This is a genomic window from Catellatospora sp. KI3 (genome assembly GCF_029948125.1).
In the GTDB taxonomy this organism is placed as follows: Bacteria; Actinomycetota; Actinomycetes; order Mycobacteriales; family Micromonosporaceae; genus Catellatospora.
Window position 1 is genome coordinate 162,097 of record NZ_JASAMB010000012.1, and the last position, 23,537, is coordinate 185,633.

13 protein-coding genes and 2 pseudogenes are annotated in these 23,537 nt (G+C 66.9%); 7 read left to right on the plus strand and 8 right to left on the minus strand.

Annotation, left to right across the window (positions count from 1 at the left end; translation table 11 throughout):
• Window positions 1–230: 230 nt before the first annotated feature.
• Window positions 231–1,229 carry a DUF4238 domain-containing protein gene (locus tag QEZ54_RS20465; protein WP_281306277.1) on the plus strand — a complete coding sequence of 333 codons (999 nt, stop codon included), beginning with the start codon at window positions 231–233 and terminating at the stop codon, window positions 1,227–1,229.
• A gap of 421 nt (window positions 1,230–1,650) precedes the next feature.
• Here the strand turns inward: QEZ54_RS20465 and QEZ54_RS20470 are convergent, their stop codons facing one another.
• The 4 genes from QEZ54_RS20470 to QEZ54_RS20485 form a co-directional block, all read right to left on the minus strand.
• Window positions 1,651–2,679 carry a DUF4238 domain-containing protein gene (locus QEZ54_RS20470; RefSeq protein WP_348650557.1) on the minus strand — a complete coding sequence of 343 codons (1,029 nt, stop codon included), beginning with the start codon at window positions 2,677–2,679 and terminating at the stop codon, window positions 1,651–1,653.
• A 17-nt stretch (window positions 2,680–2,696) separates the two neighbouring features.
• A complete protein-coding gene (locus tag QEZ54_RS20475) occupies window positions 2,697–3,329 on the minus strand; it encodes a hypothetical protein (protein ID WP_281306279.1) in 633 nt (210 codons plus the stop codon).
• A 520-nt stretch (window positions 3,330–3,849) separates the two neighbouring features.
• Entirely contained in the window at window positions 3,850–4,743 is an 894-nt protein-coding gene (locus tag QEZ54_RS20480; protein ID WP_281306280.1) for a hypothetical protein, read from the minus strand.
• Window positions 4,744–4,841: 98 nt separating this feature from the next.
• The gene (locus tag QEZ54_RS20485) at window positions 4,842–5,072 is read right to left on the minus strand and encodes a hypothetical protein (protein WP_281306281.1); all 231 of its coding nucleotides are present in this window, start codon (window positions 5,070–5,072) and stop codon (window positions 4,842–4,844) included.
• 161 nt (window positions 5,073–5,233) lie between these two features.
• On the opposite strand from QEZ54_RS20485, the gene QEZ54_RS20490 reads away from it, so the two are divergent.
• The 5 genes from QEZ54_RS20490 to QEZ54_RS20510 are packed head-to-tail and all read left to right on the plus strand — an operon-like array spanning window position 5,234 to window position 12,054.
• Window positions 5,234–6,460 (plus strand): hypothetical protein, encoded by a 1,227-nt coding sequence (locus QEZ54_RS20490; RefSeq protein WP_281306282.1) that lies wholly within the window; start codon window positions 5,234–5,236, stop codon window positions 6,458–6,460.
• Window positions 6,457–7,014 (plus strand): hypothetical protein, encoded by a 558-nt coding sequence (locus QEZ54_RS20495; protein WP_281306283.1) that lies wholly within the window; start codon window positions 6,457–6,459, stop codon window positions 7,012–7,014. Before QEZ54_RS20490 ends, QEZ54_RS20495 begins: the two co-directional genes overlap by 4 nt.
• Window positions 7,011–7,670, plus strand: coding sequence for a hypothetical protein (locus tag QEZ54_RS20500; protein WP_281306284.1), 660 nt, complete (start codon window positions 7,011–7,013; stop codon window positions 7,668–7,670). The genes QEZ54_RS20495 and QEZ54_RS20500 overlap by 4 nt, the downstream gene beginning before the upstream one ends.
• Window positions 7,667–10,768, plus strand: coding sequence for a hypothetical protein (locus QEZ54_RS20505; protein ID WP_281306285.1), 3,102 nt, complete (start codon window positions 7,667–7,669; stop codon window positions 10,766–10,768). Before QEZ54_RS20500 ends, QEZ54_RS20505 begins: the two co-directional genes overlap by 4 nt.
• Window positions 10,765–12,054, plus strand: coding sequence for a DUF2399 domain-containing protein (locus tag QEZ54_RS20510; protein ID WP_281306286.1), 1,290 nt, complete (start codon window positions 10,765–10,767; stop codon window positions 12,052–12,054). The genes QEZ54_RS20505 and QEZ54_RS20510 overlap by 4 nt, the downstream gene beginning before the upstream one ends.
• Window positions 12,055–12,412: 358 nt before the next feature.
• Here QEZ54_RS20510 and QEZ54_RS20515 read toward each other — a convergent pair.
• Window positions 12,413–13,201, minus strand: a pseudogene (locus QEZ54_RS20515) (IS3 family transposase); the annotation flags it as partial.
• 250 nt (window positions 13,202–13,451) lie between these two features.
• Between QEZ54_RS20515 and QEZ54_RS20520 the strand changes: the two are divergent.
• A pseudogene (locus QEZ54_RS20520) lies at window positions 13,452–13,618 on the plus strand (IS3 family transposase); the annotation flags it as partial.
• 210 nt (window positions 13,619–13,828) lie between these two features.
• Here the strand turns inward: QEZ54_RS20520 and QEZ54_RS20525 are convergent.
• The 3 genes from QEZ54_RS20525 to QEZ54_RS20535 form a co-directional block, all read right to left on the minus strand.
• The gene (locus QEZ54_RS20525) at window positions 13,829–18,181 is read right to left on the minus strand and encodes a response regulator (protein WP_281306287.1); all 4,353 of its coding nucleotides are present in this window, start codon (window positions 18,179–18,181) and stop codon (window positions 13,829–13,831) included.
• A gap of 571 nt (window positions 18,182–18,752) precedes the next feature.
• Complete coding sequence (locus tag QEZ54_RS20530; protein ID WP_281306288.1) at window positions 18,753–21,185, minus strand: DUF6493 family protein; 2,433 nt, start codon at window positions 21,183–21,185, stop codon at window positions 18,753–18,755.
• The gene (locus QEZ54_RS20535; protein ID WP_281306289.1) at window positions 21,182–22,516 is read right to left on the minus strand and encodes an SWIM zinc finger family protein; all 1,335 of its coding nucleotides are present in this window, start codon (window positions 22,514–22,516) and stop codon (window positions 21,182–21,184) included. The genes QEZ54_RS20530 and QEZ54_RS20535 overlap by 4 nt, the downstream gene beginning before the upstream one ends.
• Window positions 22,517–23,537 lie beyond the last annotated feature (1,021 nt).

Genomic DNA, 23,537 nt, shown 5'->3' on the forward strand with positions numbered 1-23,537 from the left:
GGAGCGTCAACGCCCGCTCAAGCCGAACGAACGGCCGAGTATGGCTCCGACCACCCTCGACGAATGGCTCTGCCCAGAGGGTCACCGCCACGAGCTGACCTACAGTGAAGTTCGCGCACTTGAGTGAGGATGTGGACGGCTGGAGGCTGGTCAAGGAGGTTCGGAACCCGTGGGGTCAGGTACCCCTTACTGCTGGTGGCCGCTCCTTGCACGGACGCGCACGCGCTTACATGGACAAGTTGCTGAGCTTGCAGACGGCCAAGGACCCGGTGAGCCGCCAGCATCATTACGTACCGAGGACCTACCTTCGTCGGTGGTCCTTTGACGGCAAGCGTATATGGACCCTCGACACCGTTACGGGAGCGGTGAAGCCGCTCGGGCTCGCCGATGTGTGTGTCAAGGAGAATTTTTATCGAGTTGTGGGGCCGAATGGCGTTGCTCACAATCGGGTGGAGTTGCTCTTCGGCGTCGTAGACGATGAACTTCGACGGTTACAGGTTTTGTTCAACGATATCGAAGACCCAAACGTTCTGGAGTTCGACGATCTGATCGCCTTGGGTGTCACGGTCGCTGTACAGCACATGCGCACCCTGCAAATGCGGCGGCTCCGGCAACAACACCATGCGTGGCTCGTTGCACAGAATCCAGACCAGTTCACCGAGATGAACGACCCCGAGAACCCCTTTCTCGCCGCCGGCATCCACACCGAACTGTTGTTCAAGGCGATGTGGGAGGCTGCCGACGTGCTCACGACCCGGCAGATCGAGGTGTGGCATGACCTCGACGGCCGATTCCTGACATGCGATGCACCGGTCCTTATCCCCTTCATTCGCAACGTCCGACCGAGTCTCCTAGAGGCGCCCTATGTCATTTGGCCAATCAGCCCACACCGAGCCGTCGCCTTAGCCAACGAGGTCATCGGTGAGAAAGCTGTCATTCGCGAGGCAACCGGCAAGCTTGTTGGTTTGGTCCGTGACGGCGTGCAGCAGGGCCGCGAGCGCATGGTCTTCGCCAGTGAGGCGCAGAGCGGCCGGTTGCCCCAGAACAAGTTGTTTCGGCGACGGGCCCAGATACGACTCCGATGCTCTCAGTGGACGCCACGGGGTAGATACGTGGATCCTCCTGGATGTTGCGTGGAACAGTCGGAGGCCTTCGCAGTCGGTCCGGACGTCGATCTTTGCAATCAGGGCCTTCATGTACCCGCGCCAAACATGTCGGACTACAAGTAGTTTATGACACTGACCAGCATTGTTACATGATTCATGATTGCCACTGGCGTCGGTTGCTGCTGCCACTGGCGGCGTCACCCAGCCGGTGTCGACAGCATGACGATCTCGCACATCGCCCCGGGTGAACCATTTCCGTGCCCTACACCGCGGCCCGTAAGCTGCGCTCGTCCATGTCTGCTCGAATGCCGCTAACTGGCCGGATGGACCGCGCTGATCCTCCGGACCCAGTGGTACTCGGTTGGGGACGCCGAGCGACTGCTCATCATTGATGCAGAAAGCGTACCGGGCCGCAGGATCTCCATCCCGCGCGTTTACCTTCGAGCAGGCTGGTCGGCAACGTGTATGAGATGCGAGCCAACGGTGTCGCCGACCTACAATTCCGTCTGGTATTTGCGAATAGACTCAACTAAACGAGTTGGCTCTAGCGACGTTTACGGCGTCGTTCCGTTTTACGGTTCGTCGGGGGCCTGTTGTAGCGGGTGAGCATCTCCGCGTTAGGGCCTCCAGCAACCTCAAAAAGCGGCATGTCATCGGGCATCTCCGTGGGCAGAACGTCGTGGTCGGGATGCATGAAGATGTGTTCGTATGCGTTCTGCACAAGCCTGTAATTAACCGTGGCCAGGGTTGCTGGATCGCCAGGGAGCACGCCCTCTGCTCCAACATCGTGGCGTGTAAGCACGAGGAGATGTCGCGGACTAAGCGGATACCACAATTCATCAGCAGTGGCGAGGCCAAGAGAGTCCGTCGGCAGCGGGTTGTGCATATAGAGCGCAACCGGCTCGTCGCACGTCAAAAGAGAAGGCTGGCCGTAGTCGAAAAGGTACCAGCGCATCCTCATGAGAAATGGGAGCGCACCGAGCGCATTCTGCCCCATGGAGCCGATGTGCACGTTCGGATCGACGCTGAACTCAAAGGAATCGAGGTTCTCAATAAACTCTCGCGTCGCGTCCAGGCTACCGGAATCTACCTCTACGCCCCCATCGGCGAGAGAGTTCAGAAGCTGTTCGGGCGTTGCGTTCCACAGTCGAAGCCTTGCCATCAGGTCTGCCTGCAACTCAAGTGCTCGTCTCGTCTTTCGCCCCCGCGTCATTTGAAAAGCGATCAGAGTTGCGAGCAGTACCCTGTCTTCGCTTTGTGGCGGAAAGACTTGAAATACCCCCAGAGCATTCTTGATTACTGATGAGGCTTGATCCTCGATTTTGGATAGCATCTGCTCGGCATGCCCGTGCAATTCGCCGTCATCACCGACGTACGTATAGAAGTCACGCTCAGCGCCAGCATTTGTGACGTGAGTCCGGAATCGCTTGCCGGAGGTCTTCTGAACCACCAAGATTTCCTTGGCCGAATTCGACCACATCTCAAGCTGAAACCGAGGCACAATGTGATGGGGAGCACCCACCTGCTCATCTGGGTTGCCCCGGAGTGGCCATTCATTCGTTGAGTTCATCATATACTTTCGGGATCCGACTAGGGCGTTAGGACCGTGCGCCACGGCTGATCAAAGACCGTGGTCCAGTCGAACTGAAGCACGGGTAGCAACATTAGGTCGACACCGGTTACCAGCAACTCATACCGATGAAGGCGTTCGCCCAGCAAATCGATGACCTTATTAAGTTCAGCAAGGTCTGGAATCGCCATATTTGGAGCCTTATCCAGGTGAGCAAGATGCTTGTTGACGTATTGGATCACCTTTTCGGCTACAGTCCGCAATTCATCGACATCTTGGCCAACCCGCTGTGGATTGACCGTCGTCCCGCCTTCGGCCCTGTAGTCAGAAGGAAGGAACCGGTACCGGTATGCGCCAGGCCGGGAGCGGATTCGATTTAATACTGCTACCAGAGAGCTGGTTGACGGGTCCTTGTCGGTGAGACGCCGGATGGCTATGCAGGATGCCTGAGCGTACTGGCTGATGAGCCAGTATAGGAAGAACGGGCTGCCGCTTACGTGATCACTTGCCTCGGCGATCCGGGTCGTCCGTTGGCAGATTTCCCGGCTGAGCATGAGCATTTGGATGTCGTCGCGTGCGGCCTGGAGTCGCAAGGTCGTCACCCTTCGATGTTCAGCGTCCTCCTCCTCCACGTGCACCGCGTCCGGTTTCATCTCATCCCCCTTTGCCTCTATCTAGGACACCGACGCTACGGGGCGACACCGCAGCCTTCAACACGTTTCGCGACAGTGTGAATCCACATCCGACATCACCACGGCCCCTCGACCGGCTTGGCCGGTTCGACCGCCGGTCCGCTGCTGTGGCGAAGATTCGCACACCCGCGGCTGGCGTGCCGCCCTTAGTCGGGCGGCTGCCGAGGTCAGCGGCCGCAGCGCGGCCAGCGCGCCGGACCTGTGAAGTTGTGGTAGACGCTCCTCCTACTCGTCGCATAACACCTTCGGTCCGGATGGATAGGTACCCCAGACTCCGGCGTACAGGACGGCTCGTCCGCCCCAACTCCCCGAAAGACGATGACTCCGGTCTGCGGAGGCGTCGCGGGCGCCCCTCGCGAGACGGCGCGGGGGCACGCTTCCGCCGGAGCCTGTCCCCGCGCACGTGCAGACACCGAGGCACCGCGAGCAGACCGCAGGCCAAGGACCGGCCTAGCAATGGCGCGGCAGTCGCGTCGACATGCTAGCCGGTGACACTTTCCTGTGTGTCAGGCAATGGGTACATATGGCGGCCCACCGAGCTGTTCAGCGCCGCCTGATCCTGATAGAGCTTCCGGACGAGCAATTCGCGCGGATCGGCGATCGGATAGACGATCTTGCGGTCGCGCTTGCTGAACGCGTTGCCGGCCGGGTACGCAAGCCATTGGTCGATGCGGGTCGCCTCGATGGGTGGCTTTGAGCCGTTGGCGAGGAAGATGAGGAACGGAGGGAAGGCGACTGCCCAGAACTGGGTGCTGCTGCTCGTTGCCTGGCCAGTGAGGTCGACCGAGACGGACAGCACGCCATTGCGGAAGTAGCCCAGGTCGACGTTGGCGAGGGCGACGTGCACCGTGAGCGGCTCGATCGAAGCGGGCTTGTCCGACCGGTAGGCGGATACGAGCTGCGGGTAGACGTCCAGCAGATGTCGCGAGTCCTGAACGGCCATTATCATGCCGAGCACCTGGCGGATGATCCTGCTTGGGTTCAGGGTGACGAGATGCTCTGTGCCGAGCCCGCGACCATGCTCCATTGGCAGGGTGAAGGCTCCGGTATCCTTGAAGACCCAGAACATGTCGTTGTGCGGCTGGCCGGTGACGTGGTGGAACCCTGCGGCGGCCCTTTGCAGGTGCCCGATGGTGTCGTCCCGCCAGAGCGCGTAGGCCTGCGGAAGTCCCCGGTCTCCGGCGCCGTTGTTGCAGGCCAAGCACAGCGACGGGATTGTGTGCCCGTCCTGGTAACTGCGCAGGACTGCCAGCATTCCGTCCCGTTCGGTGTAGACGGTGATCGGCGACGCGTTGCCCGCGGCTCGTGGTGGCAGGTGCTCCTCCGTCATGGGCTTGTGCACGCCGCAGTGCCGACACCAGTCAAAAATCGTCACCGGACAAGGCTACTTACCCCAGCTGCGGTCGCCACTGGCTTTTCGCCGGGGCCCGACTCTCACGCGCATGGGCCCGTGTCCTGGGTCGGAGGCTTGTCTCAGCTGTGATCTATCTCGGGGACGCCTGCCTCGTCGAGCATGGAGAAGAACTTGGCGATCCGACCGGTGCGAGCGCGCTGGCTCGTGGTCGTGAAGATGATTCGCTGGGCGGCCTGCGACAGCCCCACGAAGAATGTTGACGTGGACTCGATGGGATCTCGGTTGTGGGCCCACCACTGTTCGTCGTCGAGGCCGAGGAAGAACGGCTCTGCGCATGGGCGCCTGGTCACGCGGTTTCGGAGCGTCGTCTCGCCTTGGCGAGTTGCCTGCGAGGCAGGCAGCCTCGGTTGCGCCCGCACGCACCTAAACAGTTTCGATAGATGACCTGTCCGGTGCTGGCGCTATCTCTGAGTGCAGTGGTGTCGCTGCTCTGCGCTATCGTGTGCTACCTGTGACCGAGGTTTCCGCACCCACGCTCGACGACTATGTGGCCGAAGCTGCCGTCGTGGGGATCTACCAGCAGGTCTTCGCGGTTCTGGCGCGTGAGTCCAACGCCATGGTCGATGACGCCGATTCGGTGAAGGTCGACGAGTCGATCTTGGACGCCTTCGCCGGGGCGGGCCCCGGCGGGCTGAGCGTGGATCAGGTTGCGGTGGCCTGTCGAGGCTTCCCAGATGCTCAGGTGCGGCGCCGGTTCTCGGTGCTTCGTTCGTACCGGGCGGTTGTCAAGGTCAACGACAGGCCGAACGAGATGTTCTACCAGGCCACGTTCGCCCCGTACGTGATGCTGTTGTTCCTGCGGCGCCTCGGCGACACCGGTGGCCAGGCTGAGCTGCACCGGCTGCTGTCGCTGGCCCGGATGTCGCTGGACGACAAGGGCGCGACTGCCGCGGATGCGCGTGCTCACCTTGTGGAGGTCACGAACGTGTTCCGGCTGCTGGCCAACCCGCTGATGCATCTGGCGACATCCGCGGCCATCGAGGCGTTGCGTGAGCAGGCCCGGCCGCTGCTGGGTAACGAGGAGCTGCTGAACAAGGCCCAGGAGTACCACGACGCCGCCGCGGAACAGTGGCCACAGCTGCTGCCTGCCTGCAGCGAGCTGCGGATGGCGCTGGCTGGCTACCGCGACGCGGTCAGCACGGCGACGCATCGTCTGCTGGCCCACGCGGGCAAAACCAGGGCGCTGGGCCTGCTGCCCGCCGAGCGGTGGCGCACGTTCGCGCGCGACAGCGACGCGTCGGTGTTGGCGTCAGCGCTGGACGGGCTTCTGTTCGACGCACCCGCGCCCCACTTTCCGGTCGAGGCGCTGCTGGACGCGGTTGAGGAGGGTCTGCACGCCGAGGCCGGCCGGGTGCAGCCACCGCGGCCGCGCACCGACGACGATCCGACGCCCACCGAGCATGAGCGTGACACCGAGGGCCCGAGGCTGGCCGAGCTGGCTGAATTGCTGCTCGCGGGCAGTAACCGGATCAGTGTGGCCCGGTTGCTGCGCGAGGCCGGGCCGTGGCCCGCCGGCCGGCAGGTGCTGTCACACATGATCGCGATCCATCACCGCGACGAGCTTGCGTACGAGCTGACCTGGGGTGACGGTCTGCGTGTCGACGTCGAGTCGGCGGCAACATGGGTGACCGACGGATGGTTCGGTCGCACCGGCACGGCAGAGGAGGGCGTACGGTGAGCGACCACGACGCGGCACTGTGGTGGGCCAAGATCCGCTCCGGGGGTCCGCAGCGCGTCCCACCGGGTGGGCTCACCCCTGCCGGGCTGCGCCGATTGGTTGAAGCCGACGCGCAGGCGGTGTGGCTGCTGCCCAACCTGCCCGAGGCGGCAGGGCCCGCGGTACTCGAAGAGTACGGCCTGCCCGGCCAGTCGGTCAGCGACCCACGAGGGTCCATGCGGGTGCTCGCGGCCTGCCTGCGCTGCTGCTGGACCGACCCCGGCTCCGACATGTGGCCCGGCGCGCCAGCGGCATTGGACCAGATCGCGGCGGTGTTCGCGCATCTGACGCCTGGCCGCGACGGGCAGACCCGCCATCGCGCGCTGCTGGGCGCGGTGCGGAGGCTGGCCTGGGCCGGGTGGCTGCGCTTCGACGAACGCACCCGCGTCGTGCAGCTCGGTCCCAGGGTTGCGTCGTGGGGGCCGCTGGAGCTGACGACCCTGCGCGAGCTGTGGCGCATGATCCCCTCCGCCGACCCTGCCGCGCAGGACACCGGGAAAGGCGGCATCAGGTGAGCCGACCCAACCCGATCTTCGCACAGGCGCTCGGGCACCTCAACGACCGGCAGCGCGAACACATCGAAGCGGCGTTCGCCCTGCTGGAACACAGCATCGAACCGGTCCATCGCCAGTACCTGCCAGCCATGGAGGACGCCAGCTCGCGCACAAGTCTGGAAGATCTCCTGCGCCGCACCGGCCGCACGCTGGTCACGGTCGACGGCGGCCTGCACTGGACCTCCGGGTTCGACGACACGATCGCAGCCGGGCTCACTGCCGCGGGATGGCAGCCGCTGACGACACTGGAGCGTGCGGTGCTGACGCTCGTGCTGGTGCACTCGGTGGCCATCCCGCGCAGTGAGGAGCAGCTGAACAACGACACATGGGCTAGCTCGCATCCGACCGCTGCGGCGGAGATCCTGCGCCACAGCAAGCTGCCCTCCACTGAAGCCAGATTGGCGTTGAGCCGGCTCGCCGCCGTCGGGCTGATCAGAATGGTACGCAGCGGCGACAGCGAAGGCGGCTACGTACCGGGACCGCAACTGCAACGCCTTACCCCGGCCGCACGCGAACGCCTACAGGAACAGCTCATCCTCGCCGCAGCCCCCGATCACCCCCTCGCCTCGGCGATCCGTGAGCGCCGCAGCCAGCACCCGAAGGGACAGCCCCTGTGACGAGCCCCCGCATCGCCACCGCTGACGATGACAGCCCTCATGACGTCGTCGGCAACCGGATACTCATCGGCGTCCAGATGGTCAACATCTCGCGGCTGTCCACCCACCCGGTGCCGATCATCGCCAACGGCCTCATCACCGTCGCCGGGCAAGGCCCCACCGACTCCAACGGCGCAGGAAAGTCCTCGTTCATCGCCGGGCTCAGCCTGCTGCACGCCGACGACCAGTGGCGACTGCAGTCCGGTGCACAAGCCGCCGCCGAACTGCTGTTCACCGCCGAACTCGCCGGCCAGGAGGCCATGCACGCCAACGCCGACCGCGGCTACATCGTCGGCGTGTTCGCGCCACCAGCAGCCGACACCATCGACGATCTTGAAGCCGGGGTACTGACTGTATGGCTTCGTATCAACCGGCAGAGCCCACACGTCGAGGTTCGCTGGGTGCAACGGCTGCACCTGCCCTACGGAGAGACCGAAAACGAACGCGCCGCCGGCGCCGACACGCTCTGGAACGCGCTGCCCAAGAGCAACGGCCGCACCGACATCCGCGCCAACCGGCTGGCAAAGACGCTCTACGGCGACACCGTGCGCTGTGTGTCGTTCCTGTCGACGTCGGTGCGGGCCAGCCTGACAGCCAACCTGCTCGCGCAGCCGCTCAACGAACTGAGCCCCGAAAAGATCTTCGACGCGATCGGGGCTCTCACCGGGCTGACCGGCGAACTGGAACAGGAGCAGAAAGCGCGCTCACAGGAGCACAACCACGCCGCCACCGCCCAGCAGGCGCGCGAGCAGTACGACGAGTGGGACACGCGGATGAGCGTCGTGGAACGCGGCATCAACTCCCGCCAGCACGCCCGGACGCTGCTTGACGAGGCCAGGGACTGCTGGCGCAGCCGCTGCGCCCGTCACCTGCTCGACGGAATCACCGAGTACGAAGACATCACCTCAGACCTGAAGAACAACGAGCAGACCCGCAAAGATCTCGAACCCGTCATCGCTAAGGCCAAGGCCGACCTCGGCAGGCTCACCGACGACAAGGCACTCGAGCGCAGCTACCGCGAACGGGTCGAGCGGTTCCAGCAGATCAAGGCGGAGCTGGACGTGCTCAGGGTGGACCACAGCAACACCATCGGCCAGCTGGAGGCCCTCGCCGGACGAAAGCGTGAGCTTGAACTGAAGGCACAGGCGGCCGACGGCATGACCGTGGAGGAGGCTGCCCAGGCGAGACGGCAGGCAGAAAGCGACCTGAGCAGCGCCCAGCAAGCCAGGGGTGTCACCATCGCCGCGCTGGCAGCAGCCAACCGGGCGCTGGCAGCGGCCGAGCGGGGCGAGGACGTGTCCTCAGCACAGGTCCGAATGCTACGTGCGGTCCCGATCGATGCGGTGCCGCTGGTGGACGTGGTTTCGCTGACCGAGGCACAGCGTGCGGTATGGGAAGCCAGACTACTGCCCTACCGCCACGCGATCGTCGTAGCCCACGAACACGCCGCCCACGCGGCCAAGATTCTGGCAGGGTTGCCGGGATCGCTAGTCGTGGGTGCCGACGGCCCGGACAGCACGCCCGACCGTGGCGCCGACCTGCCAGCGACCAACCACGAGAGCTTCGCGCTGAACGCGTTCCTTGGTTGCCTGGCCCAGCGGGCCGGAACCGAACCGACACACATCGATACGGCGGCCGGCGTGCGGGCGGTCAATGGGTTCGCCGAGCCGCTGACCGGCCGCGCCGGCCGCATCAGGGCTGCCCGCGCCGCAGTGCAGACGGCAGCCGAAGCTGATCAAAAAGCCGAGGCGGCAGTCACCGTATCTCAGCAGAAGTTCGACCGTGCCCAAGTGCGTTGCGACGCTGCGCAGGCAGGTGTGGACGCGGCCGAGATCGGCGCCCGTATCGCCAAGCTGCGCTCGCGCAACGACGACAACGAGAACGCCCAGCGCCTACTCGCCGCACCGCTGGCTGCGGCCACCGAAGCCCACCAGCAGGCCGTACAGGAAAAGGCCGCCCGCGAACTGCGCATCGCCGCCGTTCGGCACCAGGTCACATCAGCCGAGCGGGAGCGCAGCGAGGCGATAACCCGCTGGGAAGACCTGACGTCCCGCAGGGACGGCCTCGATCTGCCCGAGCGGCACGCTGCCTGGGGCGCCACCGCCGAAGCCGCACGTCGTCACCTGCTTGAGCTCGACGAGCAGAAACAACGTATGCCGCAATCCGACTGGGACGACGCCGCCGACTCCCTGGCTGGCCAGGTCAGGGACGCCTGCTTCCCGCTCGGCACGCCAGCAGAGCAGCTGCCCGAGGAACTGCGTATCGTCGACGAGCAGCGGCGCTCGCGTCGGTCCCACGACCGCATCAGGCTGATCCCCCCGCTACTGCGGATAGTCAGCACCCACCTCGACCAGTACTCCCAGGTTGACAAGCAGCAGAAAGCCGAGATCGAACGCCAGCGAACCGATAAGACCGCCACGCTGCGTAGCGCCGAAGCGGCGCTTGAGGAGGCACGGCAAGCGTCGGAGGCGCTGCGCGCCACGATCGCCGCCGCGATCAAGGCCAAGCTGAAGCAGGTCTCGAGCGAATTCGACCGCATCGACAAGGCTTATGGCGGCTACGGTGGCGGGCTGGACTTCCCCGAGCCGGAACCGCCCGCCGACCCCGACAAGGCGTGGCGCTGGTCGGTAACACCGAAATGGCGGCGGGGCGAGGGCAAGTCACCCGCCTCCTACCGCCTACGCGGCAATACCGCACAAATGGACGACAAAGCTGTCAAACTCGTCTGCGCAGCGGCGCTTGCCGGCACCGGCGACCGGCCCCTGCTGCTGGTACTTGACGAGCTCGGCCGCAACCTCGGGGCTGCACACCGTCGCGACGCCGTCGCCCTGTTCGAGAACATCGGACGAGACCGCTCCATCAGCGTCGTAGGCGCCCTGCAAGACGACATGGAAAGGTACGCTGTCGCCGCATCCAGCCTGTACATCAAGCTGCGCCGCACCTCCGACACCATGCCTTACAACCAGGCCCCGGTCGTCATCGGCAGCGAGCCCAACCAGGCCCGTGTCGGCCTGCTCACCGAATGGATGATCTCCTACCGACCGGAGCCGCAGACATGAGCGACGAACGCGACCTCGGAAACCCGGCTCGCGACGACCGTGAACTTGTCCTCGGCTGGGTGCACGGCGTGCCCGAAGGGCTGCACGCCTACGCACCCGTTCCCGCGACCGGCAGCTACCCCCGTGATCGCCTCGACCGGCCCAAGATCCGCAGGGTACGTCTGCGCTCGGCCACTCCTCCACCCGCACCGGCCCGGCCGCCAGGCCTCGTCAGCGACAGCGACTGGAAGTGGATCACCAGCGGCTCCCGCAGTTGGACCAGCGTCACCGGCAGGCTCGGCCCCGACGCCCATCGCATCGCCTCGGCACTGGCCAAGGCGGGATGCCTGACCATCGAGCACGATCTTCGGATCAGCGCACTCGTGCAACCCCCGCGGCGGCTGCACCCCCACCCCGACCTGGCCCACGCGCACGCCGAAGACCGCAGCCGACGAGAGGACGAAGCGGACGACATCCGCGCCCAGGCGGCAGAGCTCGCCGAGGCGCTCATCGCAGACTGGCCCGGCGTCGCCCGAGCACTGGGCTCGGCAACCAACACTGATCGGCTCGCCTGGGTGATACGGGCAGCTGACGACCTTGCGAACGGCCGAACCCATGACTCCGTGCGCGCCTTTGTTCAGACCCATGCGCGCTTCACCAAGGCACGTGACGACGTCCACCACCTACTAGCCGAACTCGGGTTCGAACAAGAGGCCATCGTCGCACTCGGCCTGGCGCGCAACCCCTACATCGGCCTGGGCGGACCCATCAGAGTCAAGACCCGTGCCGGAACTATCAACCTTGCTGGCATCCCCGGCCCACACGACATCCGACTGCCAACCGGCCACGACATCTCACTCTTGCTGCCAGCGCAGTCCTCGACCCTGCTGGTCATCGAGAACCGGCAAGCCGCCGAAGCCGCCTGCGACGCCTACCCCGAAAGCCCCGTCATCTGGTGCCACGGCCAACCCCCGACCGCCGTGCTCAGCCTGATCGCCCAAGCCGCACAGCAATCCAGCAGAGTGGTTATCTGCACGGATGCAGATCTCGGCGGCGCACGCATTGCAGCCCGCATCGTGGACCACATCCCTACAAATCTCCAATCCGACGTCATCGACATAGGCGAGGCCAACCACGTTGCCGGGCGACCATTCAACAGCCACAGCCGCTTCCACCTTGCCGCGATCGCCGAGCGAGACGACCGAATAGGGCAGTTCGCGCGGGCTTGCCTGGCACGCGGTTACGCCATCGAACAGGAAGCTGCGGCCAAGTCCTCCGTACGCAGGGCCGTCCAAGCCTCCGGTTGACACCGCGACGACTGTGGAGGGTCGCAGCGTGGCAGTGACGGCTGTGCTGCGCAAGGATCATGTGCACGCAGGATGCGGCCAACGGCTCGGGCACGAGGACATGCGCAGGCGGTGACACGGGCTGGGAGCTCTCATTTTAATGCCCAGGGATGTCAATGTGGGACATGGCCTCCGGGTCAGGCACGAAAGCCGCATATGGTCGCTGAGATCGATGGCCGCGCGGTCAGCCTGAAAGGCGGACGCTGCGGGTGCGGGTTCACGTCGGGACCGGCTTCGTGCCCAGCCGGGTGACGAGATCAAGGCAGTCACTCGCGAGATCAACGGCGGGGTCTGCTGCACCGATAGGTGACAGGTGTAGTCACGCGGCCTGACTGGCCTGTGGAGTCATGATGGTCTCGAACTCGATGGGGGTCAACTTGCCGAGCGGGCGCTGGCGTCGGCGCCGGTGGTAGGTGCGTTCGATCCAGGTCACGATCGCGGTACGCAGCTGGTCGCGGGTGGCCCAGGACCGGCGGTCCAGGACGTTGTTCTGCAGCAGGCCGAAGAACGATTCCATGGCCGCGTTGTCGCCGGCCGCGCCGACCCGGCCCATCGAGCCGAGCATGCGGTGCCGGTGCAGCGCGCCGACGAACTTCCTTGATCGAAATTGGCTGCCGCGGTCGGTGTGCACCACGCATCCGGCGACGCCGCGGCGGCGGGCGGTGGCGTTGTGCAGGGCGTTCACGGCCAGGCGGGACTTCATGCGCGAGTCGATGGAGTAGCCGACGATCCGGTTGGACCAGGCGTCCTTGACCGCGCACAGGTACAGCTTGCCCTCGCCGGTGCGGTGTTCGGTTATGTCGGCAAGCCACAACCGGTTCGGCCCGGCGGCGGTGAAGTCCCGACGGACCAGGTCGTCATGGACCGGTGGCCCGACTTTGCGTCCCTTGCCGCGACGTTTCTTGGCGAAACTGCTCCACCAGCCGCGCCCGGAGCAGATCTTCCACGCGGTCCGGTCGGCCATCGGTTGCCCGGCCGCGGCGGCTTCGTCGGCCAGGAACCGGTAGCCGAACTCCGGGTCGTCGCGGTGGGCGTCGTGCAGGGCGTTGGCTCGCCACGCCTGGGCGTACTCAGCATCGGTGACTGGTCGGGCAAGCCACCGGTAGTAGAGGTCTGCTGCACCGATAGGTCACATCTGAGCTGGCTTGCCATGCGGGCAGGCTGGAAGGGTGTCGCCGCGCCCAAGCCCTACGCCAGGAGTTCCGTGACGGTGTCGTGCGGGTCGCGCGGACCCGCGATGCCGGCGTGACGGTCGAGCAGATCGCCAACGACTTCGGCGTCCACCCGATGACGCTGTTCAAAGGATGCGCGCCGCCGACGTCGACGCCGGCACCGAACCAGGCGTGACCAGCACCGTGTCCGCAGAGCTCCGCGAGGCGCGCAAGCGGCTGAAACTACTGGAGCAGGAGAACGAGGTCCTGTGCCGGGCCACGGCATCCCCGTCGCGGTGACGTGCCGGGTTTTGAAGATCGCCCGCCAGCATTACTACCGGTGGTTTGCCCGACCAGTAACCGCAGCTGAGTACGAGGCATGGCGAGCCAACGCCCTGTACGACGCTGCACGCCAACAGTTACGACTGGCATTTCGTGCCGCAGTCGGATAGGACGTACAACGACAGCGGCACCGGCGCTCCCCACTGACCCCGCCGCCCTGGCGGGCCCGTGCTGCCTGCGGGCCCGCACCCGACGACCGGATCGGCGCGCGTACTGCCGGTCACCGACGTGTATGCGGCCGTTCAGGCAGCTGACTGCTCGCCGGGCGCAGGTCGCCCTGTCAGCAGATCCATGAACCGCCGGTCGGCGGATGTGTGCCAGACCTGGTCAGACCCGAAAGCGCGGTACCACACCTTGGCGACACTCCCCCTCCCAGCGAGGTCGAAGCCGTCGAAGCATGACAACGACCATTCGCCACGTGACTCACCTTGCCGCGCGACGAGCCATGGAAGCACGGGGATCCATCCACGCTGCGGCCGCCACAGACCTACGGAGTCACGGCCGACCGGAACGGCGCTGCTCACCGTGATGGTCGGCAGGATGGGGCCGGGACCGATGACCCGGGCGGCCGTGACGAGAAACTGCTCGTCGTCATAGTCAAGGCTCTGCCGGATCAGCACCGCATCGGGAGCGACCTGCGCGAATCCAACCGCAAGCTGCTCGAGCACCTGCGTGGTGAGGTCCAGCATGCGGTCGAGCTCGTCGCGGCGAGGCTCGGCTCCGTGGCCGACATTGTTCCGATCGGTCACGGCGGTCCGTAGCCCGTCGACGTCGACGTGGCGCAGGACCTGGTGGGTGTATGCATCCTTGTCAGGCAGTCCCCGCAGCCGTTGCACCAGTCCACGCCATCGGCCCATCGTCATCTTGTTGGCCACCACGCTGGCAGGTGCGAGGGCCACCCCGCCGGCCGCGGTCTCGCCCAGGCCTACGCAGCCGAGGAAACGCAGCGAGTCCTCGATGGCGCGGTGGCCGAAACGCAGCTTGAGGTTGAGGTCGCTCTCGGCGCGGAAACGCTGGATTCCCAGTACGTACGGCAGCGGCAGACGGTGGACATCGGCGGTGGCGTTGCGCTGGTGTTCGGCCATGACGGCCTCGAGCCTGGCGGCCAGGACCTCGCTTGCTTGGGACTTGACGACGTAGGCCTTGGCGCCGCCGTTGAGCGCGTCGATCGTCTGGGCCTGCCCGCCCTCGCCGGACAGCACCACCACCGGTGTGTGCAGGCCACGGGCTCGTATCTGATCAAGCAGCCAGATGCCGCCCCAGGTGCCAGGTGGCATCTGCAGGTCGCTCACGATCACGTCGTACGGCTGTTCGTCGAGTCGTGCCAACGCGCCGGTTCCGTCCGCGGCGAAGTCGATGACGTCGGCGAAGCTCTCGATGTGCTGTGCGATGGTTCGTGCCACGTTCTGCTGGTCGTCGACGAATAGCACGCGCCACCTCCCCCGCCCGGCGATCGCCTGGCCGGGGGTGCCAGCTTCTGTCTCCTGGTCAGGCATGCCGTCACGCTCCACTGAAAGGTCGATCTGCTCGCTGTAGGTGTCTGCTGCGCCGGGCGGAGACGGATCCTCGTTGAGGCCCTGCACGGGCAACTGGATCAGCCATCGCACACCGCGGTCGGTCGGCACGTAGCTCATGTCCGCACGCATCCGGCGCAGAGCGTTACCCACCAGCCACAATCCGAGCCCTGAGCCATGGCTCTTGGATGAGGAGACCGTCTCGTTGCGCAGGAACGCGTCCCGGACGCGTGGCGGCAGGCCGGGGCCGTCATCCTCCACCGTGATGGCGACATGTCCGGGTTCGGCGTGCCAGTCCACCGAGATGGCACCACCGTCGGCGAGCGCCTCGGCGGCGTTCTTGACCAGGTTGTCGAGCACTTCGGTGAGCAACGACGGCGCGACCTGGACTTCGACCAGACCCGCTCGGCTCGGCGGAGTAAGCCGTAGCCCCGTCCTCAGCCGCAGGATCTGCCCGGCGCAGTACTCGTCGAGCCAGCGCCCGATCTCTATCGTCTCCTCGCCGGTGTGACCGACGGTGCCCCTGGTCCGGCTCAGGTGCCCGGCAAGCTGGCAGGCGGACTCGTGGTGGGCGACCGCATCGGCCATCTTGCGCAGCCGCGACAGGCGATCACCGGTCCTGGCACGTCGGGCCGCGTCCTCCAGGCACACCAGCTCGTTTTTCAGCCGGTGCAGCACGTTGGCCAGTTGCCCGAGCTGGCTGTGGTCCACCGGGGTGCCGCTTGCCAGCAGCCCGGCAGCGGCCACCGACCGGTGGCCGGTCTCCGGCATGAACCGCGCGGTGACCGCGAACTTCGCGGGGTCGAGGAAGATCTGGACGCCCGGCACCAGCTCGGTGAGCAGGTCGGCGAGCGTCCTCATCCGGTCCTGCTGATCCGGTTCTGCGAGGACGCATTCCACCCGTACGCCATCGCCGAGTATCCGGACGGTCGCTGCCTGAGCGGCGTCGGTGTCTGTGGCGCGACGTATCCAGTTCAGGCACTCTTCGATGGCGGCGCCCTCGCCCGGTCCGAGAGCTGAGCCGGATGATGGTGTGTCGGTGGCCTCCGCCGGCACCGCCAGCTGCCATCTGGCGACGAGTTCGGTGATCGGCTCGCTTCGCCCGGTGGTCGCGGCGCGCAGCGCGGCGGTCACCGCAAGCATCTGGTCCCATTCGGCTGCGGCACGCACCACGACCTCGTCTTCGGGGTCGAGGCCCATGACCCAGGTCGCGACGCTGTGCACAGCCTGTTCCAGGCGGCGGCCCCGTGAGGTGGTCCAGATGCCCCGATAGGTCGAGCACAACTGTTCGAAGGTGGTTCCCGGTATCGGACCGAGGATCTCGTCTACGCGTTCTGCCCAGGTCAGGAATGCGTCGATGCCGTTTGCCGCGGCCGAGGCGATCCTATCCAGACCGAGTACGCCGTCGTTGACGCACCGCTGTAGGCGCCGGCCCGACAGCTGCGGCAGCTTCTCGATCATCACTCGGATGAGTGCGGCACTCTGGACACGCTCCGCGCCTGTCAAGCCGGTGCCGTCGTCATGGGAGCCGAGGGCGAACAACCGCAGCAGACGCTGTGCGGCATGCTGTTTCGCCGCGGCCTTTCCGGCGGTAGGGCCTCCGTCGGCCGCAAGGACCACGTCGCCCACGACGGCTTTGAGGTGTGCCGTGATCGCCTGTCGGTGGCCTGGCCCAGTGACGGTGTATTCGACCGCGCCGGTTCCGTCGAACGCGGCGCAGATTCGCGCCAACCGGGAGAAGCTGTCAAGGTCGTGCTCAAGCGCCGTCGTACGGATCCAGTCGGTCACGACTGGGGGCAGCCGGTAGGGTTCTCGGTCGCCCGCGAAGCGCCAGGCGACGGCGGTGAGTGCCTGCACGACGTCGGCCTTCATCGTCGGGGGGGGGCACTGGTCCTTCTGACCGGCGCCCAGCAGCAGTGCCGGTCGCACCGCGAGACGATCGAAGACGGAGGAGTAGGCGCCTTCAGGTAGATTCCTGATCGCGCCCACTTCGCCCGTTTCTGTCAGCGCGTCGGCGAGTCGCTCCTTCGCGACGAAGCTCGCAGCGAACGCGTCGAGCACGAATGAACCGTGGTTGGCCAGGAGCCGGTAGTCGGTCTGGTTCGACTTCCGGGAGGCTTCGGGGTTCTCGTATGTCCATGAGCCGTGCGTCAGGGCCTGCTGGAGGTAAGCGCGTCGGCCCGACTCGATGTCGAATGCTGCCTGGAGGCGGTCGACAGTGCGATCGTGTATGTCGTCGAGCCTGCGGTACGGCAGTGGCTCCCCCTTCAGCCGGAGCGCCGTCTCACGGGCCGCGGTCGGCGCCGCGCCGACCTGGCGCAGATAGTCGCGTGCCGCCGCTTGTCGTGCCTCTTTCTTGCGCCGACTCTCACCGCGGCCGGAGCGGGAGCCGCTGTCGCGGATCACCACGACGTAGCGGGCGTCATGATCCGGTCCGACCGTGTCGACCTCCACCTCGACCTCGCCGAAGGGTTTCGTGTTGACCAGATGGGTCCACCAGTCGACGTTCAACTCATGATCGTCGCCGTCGCCTGCGTCGAAGTGTCGTTCGACCATCTGACGCACCGTGTGATATCCGCCCGACAGCGACACGACACCGAGGATCTGCATGGTCACGTTCAGCGCCACGCCACCAGGCCCACGGTTGGGCTCCTCCCCCTTGCCCAGGGTCATCGTCTCGGCGACCGACATCGTCTCGGAGATCCGGCGCAGGATCGGGTCCCGGAGTTTCACGACGAACCTGTTCTGCACCCCCCGGTCGGCCAGCTGTTCCTTCGCCACCACGACGTCGGCGACTGCCACTCCCAGCCAGCTCGATCCGACGTGAGAGAGAGCTCCCAGCGCGGCGATCGACACGGGCGTCTGACCCGCCTCATACATGAAGCTGGAGTGGCAGGTCGCCAGGCGCAGCCACCGAGATGTGTTGGAGCCCGGCCCAGGTTGCCAGCCAGCGGCCGCGAGATTCGAGAGCAAACTGTCGCTGAGTGGCGGCAGCTGCGGAAACTCTCTCAGTTCAGGAAGCGGCCATGACAGCCGACCATGGTCTGGCCGGGCTCTGTGCGCCGTCTTCGACTGTGCCATGGTGCTTGGTGCTCCTCACATCCGATAGTCAACGTTGACGGCTCGCCGCCCGTGCGCCCCTACCCTCATCTGCCGACCGAAGCCGAGCGGTGTGAATGTGGACGACGACGATCGCGCCGAGCATGGACTCGCGGCTGCCGGCTCACTCCAGCACACTAAAGCAGTCACGCTCTGCATACGAGTGCCGGTCGGCCGGTCGATCTCATCGGGCCAGATCTCCGTAAGGCAGGCGCCATTGGGATCGCTCCCGAAGGGACGGTCACCATTCCGGGTTACGATGTGCCCTGGGCATGCAGTCGTGGCCCGGGATGGGGATGGCTGCGGCAGTTGGCGGCCGGTCGAAGTGGATGACGAGCCCGGCGAGTTCCAGGCCCTGGAAGGACCGAACAGTCCCATTGGGATAACCCGCGGTCGCGGCTTCCGCCTGTGGGTCTTCTCCTGCCCGACCTCCTTCGACCACCCGCACCGCACCACGGTGCAGCGACCTCGGCGTCCTCGATGGGCGGCCCCGATTGTCGGCACGCCGCGCCTGCGTACCGCCACCAACTTGAGGCGAACTGCGCGATCATGCCTAGGCGAGCACGTCGTGCAGCTCGCGGGCGGCGGTGATGTACCCGCTGCCACCTCCCCGTGCCGCAACCTCGGCCAGCCCGGCGATGCGGCCGCGCCGACCGATCGCCCGCGCGCATCGGGTGGCGAGCCGCAGGATGTCGGCGACGCCGCGTCGCGGCTTCGGCGCGGTCAGGAGGTGAGGTAGCGCCTCGGCACAGATCTGCCAGACGGCGTCGACGGCCCCCGCCTCCGCCGCGCTGCGCAGGGTCTCGGCCGCCCGGTTGAGCTTGATCGAGCCGGCTGAGACGCAGTCGCCGAGGTCGTCGCCAACCTCGAGCCAGTTCACGCCTGCGCCGAAGCCGATGATCGCGTCGACTGTGGCCACCCGGTCCGCTGCCTGTGGCGCCGTCATGCCGTAGACGAGGGCGAGGCTGGTCGCGGCACCGGTCGGCCCGTGCGCCTCGGCGAGCAGCGGCAGCACAGCCGCCGCGCCATGGGCACCGCCGCTGCTGTCGGCTGACATCGCCAGCCGCGCGAGGACCCAACCGGCGACGACGTCGCGGTGTGACGGCAGCGCCCCGGCCCACATTCCAGGCGATGACATCCACGGCAGGAAGAGCGGTTGATCATGCGACGGCAACGTGAAGATTGCGGTCTGCACCGGATCGGTTCCTGGAGGCGGGGTCATGGCGACGGCCATCCGGCGGTCGGGCAGGTCGGCGAGCCAGGGATATTTGCCCTTGTGGCCGTGCTGCTCGACCCGTGTGATCACCGGGTCGGTGTGGCCGTCGCGCAGCCCTCGGGCGAACGCGAGCCCGGCCGGGCTGGTCAGGCGGTCGGCGCGGCGGGCGATTGCCGGTTCGATCTCGGTACGCGGAATCCGCAGCAGCGCCTGCGCCAGATCCCCCGACCACGGCTGCCAGCCGTCGCGTTCGGCCCGTTCGAGGCGGTCGAGCAGGACGGCCGGGTCGAGATGGCCGTTGACCTGCGTGGGCGTCGCGAGGAGAAACGGCACCGGCCGCCGCGTGAGCTGCCGTTCGATGTCGAGGAGCCGCAGCTCCGTCACGGTATCCGGCGACTGTCCGGTGCGGTGGAGCAGATGGGCGACCGCGAGGTCGTCCGGGAGTCCCACGACGTCGTTCAGCCTGACCGGGACGGTGTCGATCAGCCCGTACAGCACCTTGGCCAGGAGCAGCCGGGGGCCGGCGACCCACTGGTTGTCCAGGCTCCCCTCGTGTGCCCGCACTACCGGGCCGATCGCTGCGGCGAGCTCCGCGCGGCCGCGCCGGTGCCACTCGACCAGCCCGGCGAGCACACGTTCACGCGCGGCGATGGACGGGTCACCGCTGAGCATCGAGGCAAGCTCCTCGGCGAGCTCGGTCAGGCTCGCGATCGGCGCCGCGATCTCGGGAATCACCGCAGCCGGTGGCGGCACCGGCACCAGCGCGTCCGCTTCGGCCGGCCCCTCCAGCAGGGCGAGCAGTTCGGCGGCGCGGCCGGGATGGCGTTTGGCCGCCTGGCGCAGCCAGGTCGCCTGCGTCTTGAGCAAGCCCTTCTCGGTGCGGCTCAGCACCACCGGGGCGAGGCCGATCAGCGTCTCGACGTCGAGCAGCCCAGCTTCGTCGGCTCCACGCAGGCTGCGCTGGGCGGTTGCGGCCGCGGTGCCGAGGTGAGCACTGAGGAGCGGGAGGTAGTCCGCTACCCGGCCGGCCACCTCTTCCGGCGTGGGTGAGAGCTGATCGTGCAGCGTGACGTACGCGCTCAGCTGTCCTGGCCGCCCGCCGCGTAGCAGCCGCGCGAGGCAGCCGTCGAGCAGCATCGCCCGGATGGCCGGGTCCTCGGCCGCGAGCCGGATCATGGATGCGTTGAAGCCGGTGCCGGAGTACGTGAACTCCAGTATGGCGCCCATGTCGTCGGTGGCGAACAGCTGCGGCAGCAGCCGTTGGGTGTAGTCGCCGCGGGTGAGGGCGGCGTAGGGGTCGTCCTGCGCCCTGATCCAGGAGATCCAGCCGCGGGTGAAGCCCTCGGTCTGCGGAGTCGGCAGCCCGGCCGCCCGGGCAAGCGCGTCGACGATCAGCCATTCTGCGGCCGACGGTCCTTCGGTCTGCGCCCAGAGCCGGGCGAGTTCGCCAAGCCACGGCACGCCCCGAGCGACGAGCAGTTCGGCGGTCTCCTGTGCCGGCAGGTGACGGCGCTGCCAGCTCAGAGTGCCCCGGTTCAGCGCACTCATCGCCTTCTTGGCGGTCGGTGCGCAGCCGAGCAGCGCCAGCCCGCCTGCCGCGGCCAGGTGACCGTCCATCCAAGCGCCCGACTCTTCTCTCAGGTAGGCGCCGACGGCCGCGAACGCGGCCTTGCGGTCACGTTCGGACGCTGCCATCAGGTGCGCGTGCACCCGCTGTACGTCACGTTTGTTCAGCGCCGTGGCCAGTTCGGCCGGGAGCGGGGCGGTCACTGCGCCACCTCGGCCAGCGCTCCCCGGACGATGAGCACCGCGAGCTGGTGTTTGCAGGTACCGCGGCCGCCTCGGTGCCGGCTCCACCACCGGCATGTGCACCCGGCCGGCGTGCCGACGGTGACCCGGACCCGGTAGACGGTGTCACCGCTGGTCACGGCTGTGTGGTCGTCCGCGTCGCATACCGCGCCGGCCGCCACCAGCGCCTGGGCCTCGGCCAGGCGTGGGTTGAGGCGCGCGGCGGCATCGGTGCCGAAGGGCATCACCCGGTGGAAGTAGGCCTGCTCGGCGACGTCGAAGCCGACCCGTCCGGCGGCACCGAGCAGCGTCAGCGCCGCGGTGACCCGCGCTGGCGGCAGACCGCAGTCGGCGGCGAGGCGGTCGACGGCGATCGTCGGGTCCCAGGCGAGCATCGCGCTGACGAGGTCGGCGTCGTCGGTGACATTCGCCGTGGCGAGCTGGCTCAGCACGGCGCCTTCGCCCGAGAAACCGCGGTGGGGCTCGGGTGACAGCGTCAGCAGCAGCCGGGTCGTCGCGGATTCGAGCATCCAGGCGCTGGCCAGGGCGGGGCTGTCCGGTCCGGCGCCGGGGCCGGGGCCGAAGACGGTGAGCGTGGTGGCGTGGCGCAGCATGCCGCGCAGGGCTGCCAGGCGCCGGGCACCGGCGACGCAGACCGCCCCGGGCACGGGGCGGGAGGTCAGCCGCAGGGACCGCCCGGCCGGGACTGCCCACAAGATCGACCGGTCGGTGGGTAGGCGCTTGAGGAAGTCCGCCGCTTGCGCGGCGCCGAGCACCGCCTGTGCCCGCATGCCGCTCGCGATGACCGCGACCTCGGCGAATCCGCGCAGCCAGCGGGACGGCAGCGGCAACCTGCGCTCCACGACAGCACCACCCATGGTGGAGACCGTCAGTTCGTCCGGGCCGACCGCCAGATGCAGCGGGTCGTTGCGGGTGACCCTGGCCAGGCTCAGCCGCAACGGGTCGTTGACGTCGATGTTGGTGGTGCCGTGCTCCAGCATCCGCCCGTCCAGCCCCGATGGCAGGATGTCGAGTCGGGCATAGACGCCGCAGCAGCCGCTGAACGACTCGAAGCGCAGCATCGCGGCGCTGCCCGTGACGACCGGATCGAGACTGCCCGGCCCGGTGGGCTGGAAGTAGCGGGTACGTGCGACATCGGCGACCGCGAGCAGGCCGGCGGCGACCGGCTGCGGAGTCGTCATGAAGCCTTCGAAGAACCGGGGATTCGCGCTGAGCCCGCCGGACGTCTGCAGGTCGAGGCCTCCGGCGGTGAGACCGGACGGCCTGGCGTAGGCGTAGCTCGTCGTCGACATGGCCGGGAAGATATCCCAGCCCGCCGACAGCCGCCGTCCTGTGGATCGAGGACAGTACGGCAGCGGTGGCCAGGTCAGCGGGAAGAGCCTGGTCTGCCAGGCAGCCAACCTGATGGTCCACGCCAACGCAGGTTTAAAGATCAATCCACGACGAACGTGCGGGAGCCGGGTGCCGAGCTGCTCAGTCAGCGGGGCGCCCGGCGCCCTTCCCGTAGTTCGTGAACCTGGTCTCTTGCCCAGACCGCGTTCAAGCTGGGCGCTGTCCCACCCCCAGGCGCGGCTATCTCCCGCTCATGCGCACTACCGGTGGACCACTACCGCCGGGCGACCGGCGTCCGGTTCCCGTACATAGTCCCGCCCGGCCAGATCGTTCCGGCCCGGTCGCGCAGACCATCGCCGTGGTCGGCCATGCCGACGTCGGCCTCGCTCGCGGCGTCTTCGCCGCCCTGGGCGCGGGTGGGTCAAGGTGTCCACGAGCGGTGTACTCGACCTCGGCCGGCGGTCCAGCGCACATCACGGGTTCCCGAGGTGTTGACATCCAGGGAGGACGAGCTGTCTCACCAGATGCCTGGACCACAACGCCTACACATCCCAGGAACCACGGTCAAGGCCAGCGGCACATCTCCTCCAAGCCTGTGCGGCGTCGAAGACCTGCGGTTACGGCGTGAGCACGTGTCCCGAGCGTGTCACCAAAGTCCACAAACGACCGCCACCCTGATCGCCGCCGGACCGGGCCGACGGCACGTCCCGCGCGCATGATCATGAAGACTTCCGTGGCCATTTCGTCTGCCCACCAGGGCATCTGAGAGTGGCGCCCAAGATCCGTCAGGCCACAACCAAGATCAAAGAAGCCTTGGCCAGCTCGGACCCACCAAGTTCCGTGGGCGGGGTTCGTCAAAACCGTACGCTCGTACGTGTAAAAAACCGTGTCTCGAAGAACATCAGGGGCGGCTTCCGCTCTCGCAGAAGCCGCCCCTGAGCTGCTATTTCGTTCTGTCGGGCTGGCCGGATTCGAACCGAC

What these genes read in the sequence shown, in the direction of transcription:
- QEZ54_RS20465 (WP_281306277.1), top strand. Translation starts at nt 231, where the DNA reads ATGGACAAGTTGCTGAGCTTGCAGACGGCCAAGGACCCGGTGAGCCGC.
- QEZ54_RS20470 (WP_348650557.1), bottom strand. Translation starts at nt 2,679, where the DNA reads ATGATGAACTCAACGAATGAATGGCCACTCCGGGGCAACCCAGATGAG.
- QEZ54_RS20475 (WP_281306279.1), bottom strand. Translation starts at nt 3,329, where the DNA reads ATGAAACCGGACGCGGTGCACGTGGAGGAGGAGGACGCTGAACATCGA.
- QEZ54_RS20510 (WP_281306286.1), top strand. Translation starts at nt 10,765, where the DNA reads ATGAGCGACGAACGCGACCTCGGAAACCCGGCTCGCGACGACCGTGAA.
- QEZ54_RS20525 (WP_281306287.1), bottom strand. Translation starts at nt 18,181, where the DNA reads ATGGCACAGTCGAAGACGGCGCACAGAGCCCGGCCAGACCATGGTCGG.
- QEZ54_RS20535 (WP_281306289.1), bottom strand. Translation starts at nt 22,516, where the DNA reads ATGTCGACGACGAGCTACGCCTACGCCAGGCCGTCCGGTCTCACCGCC.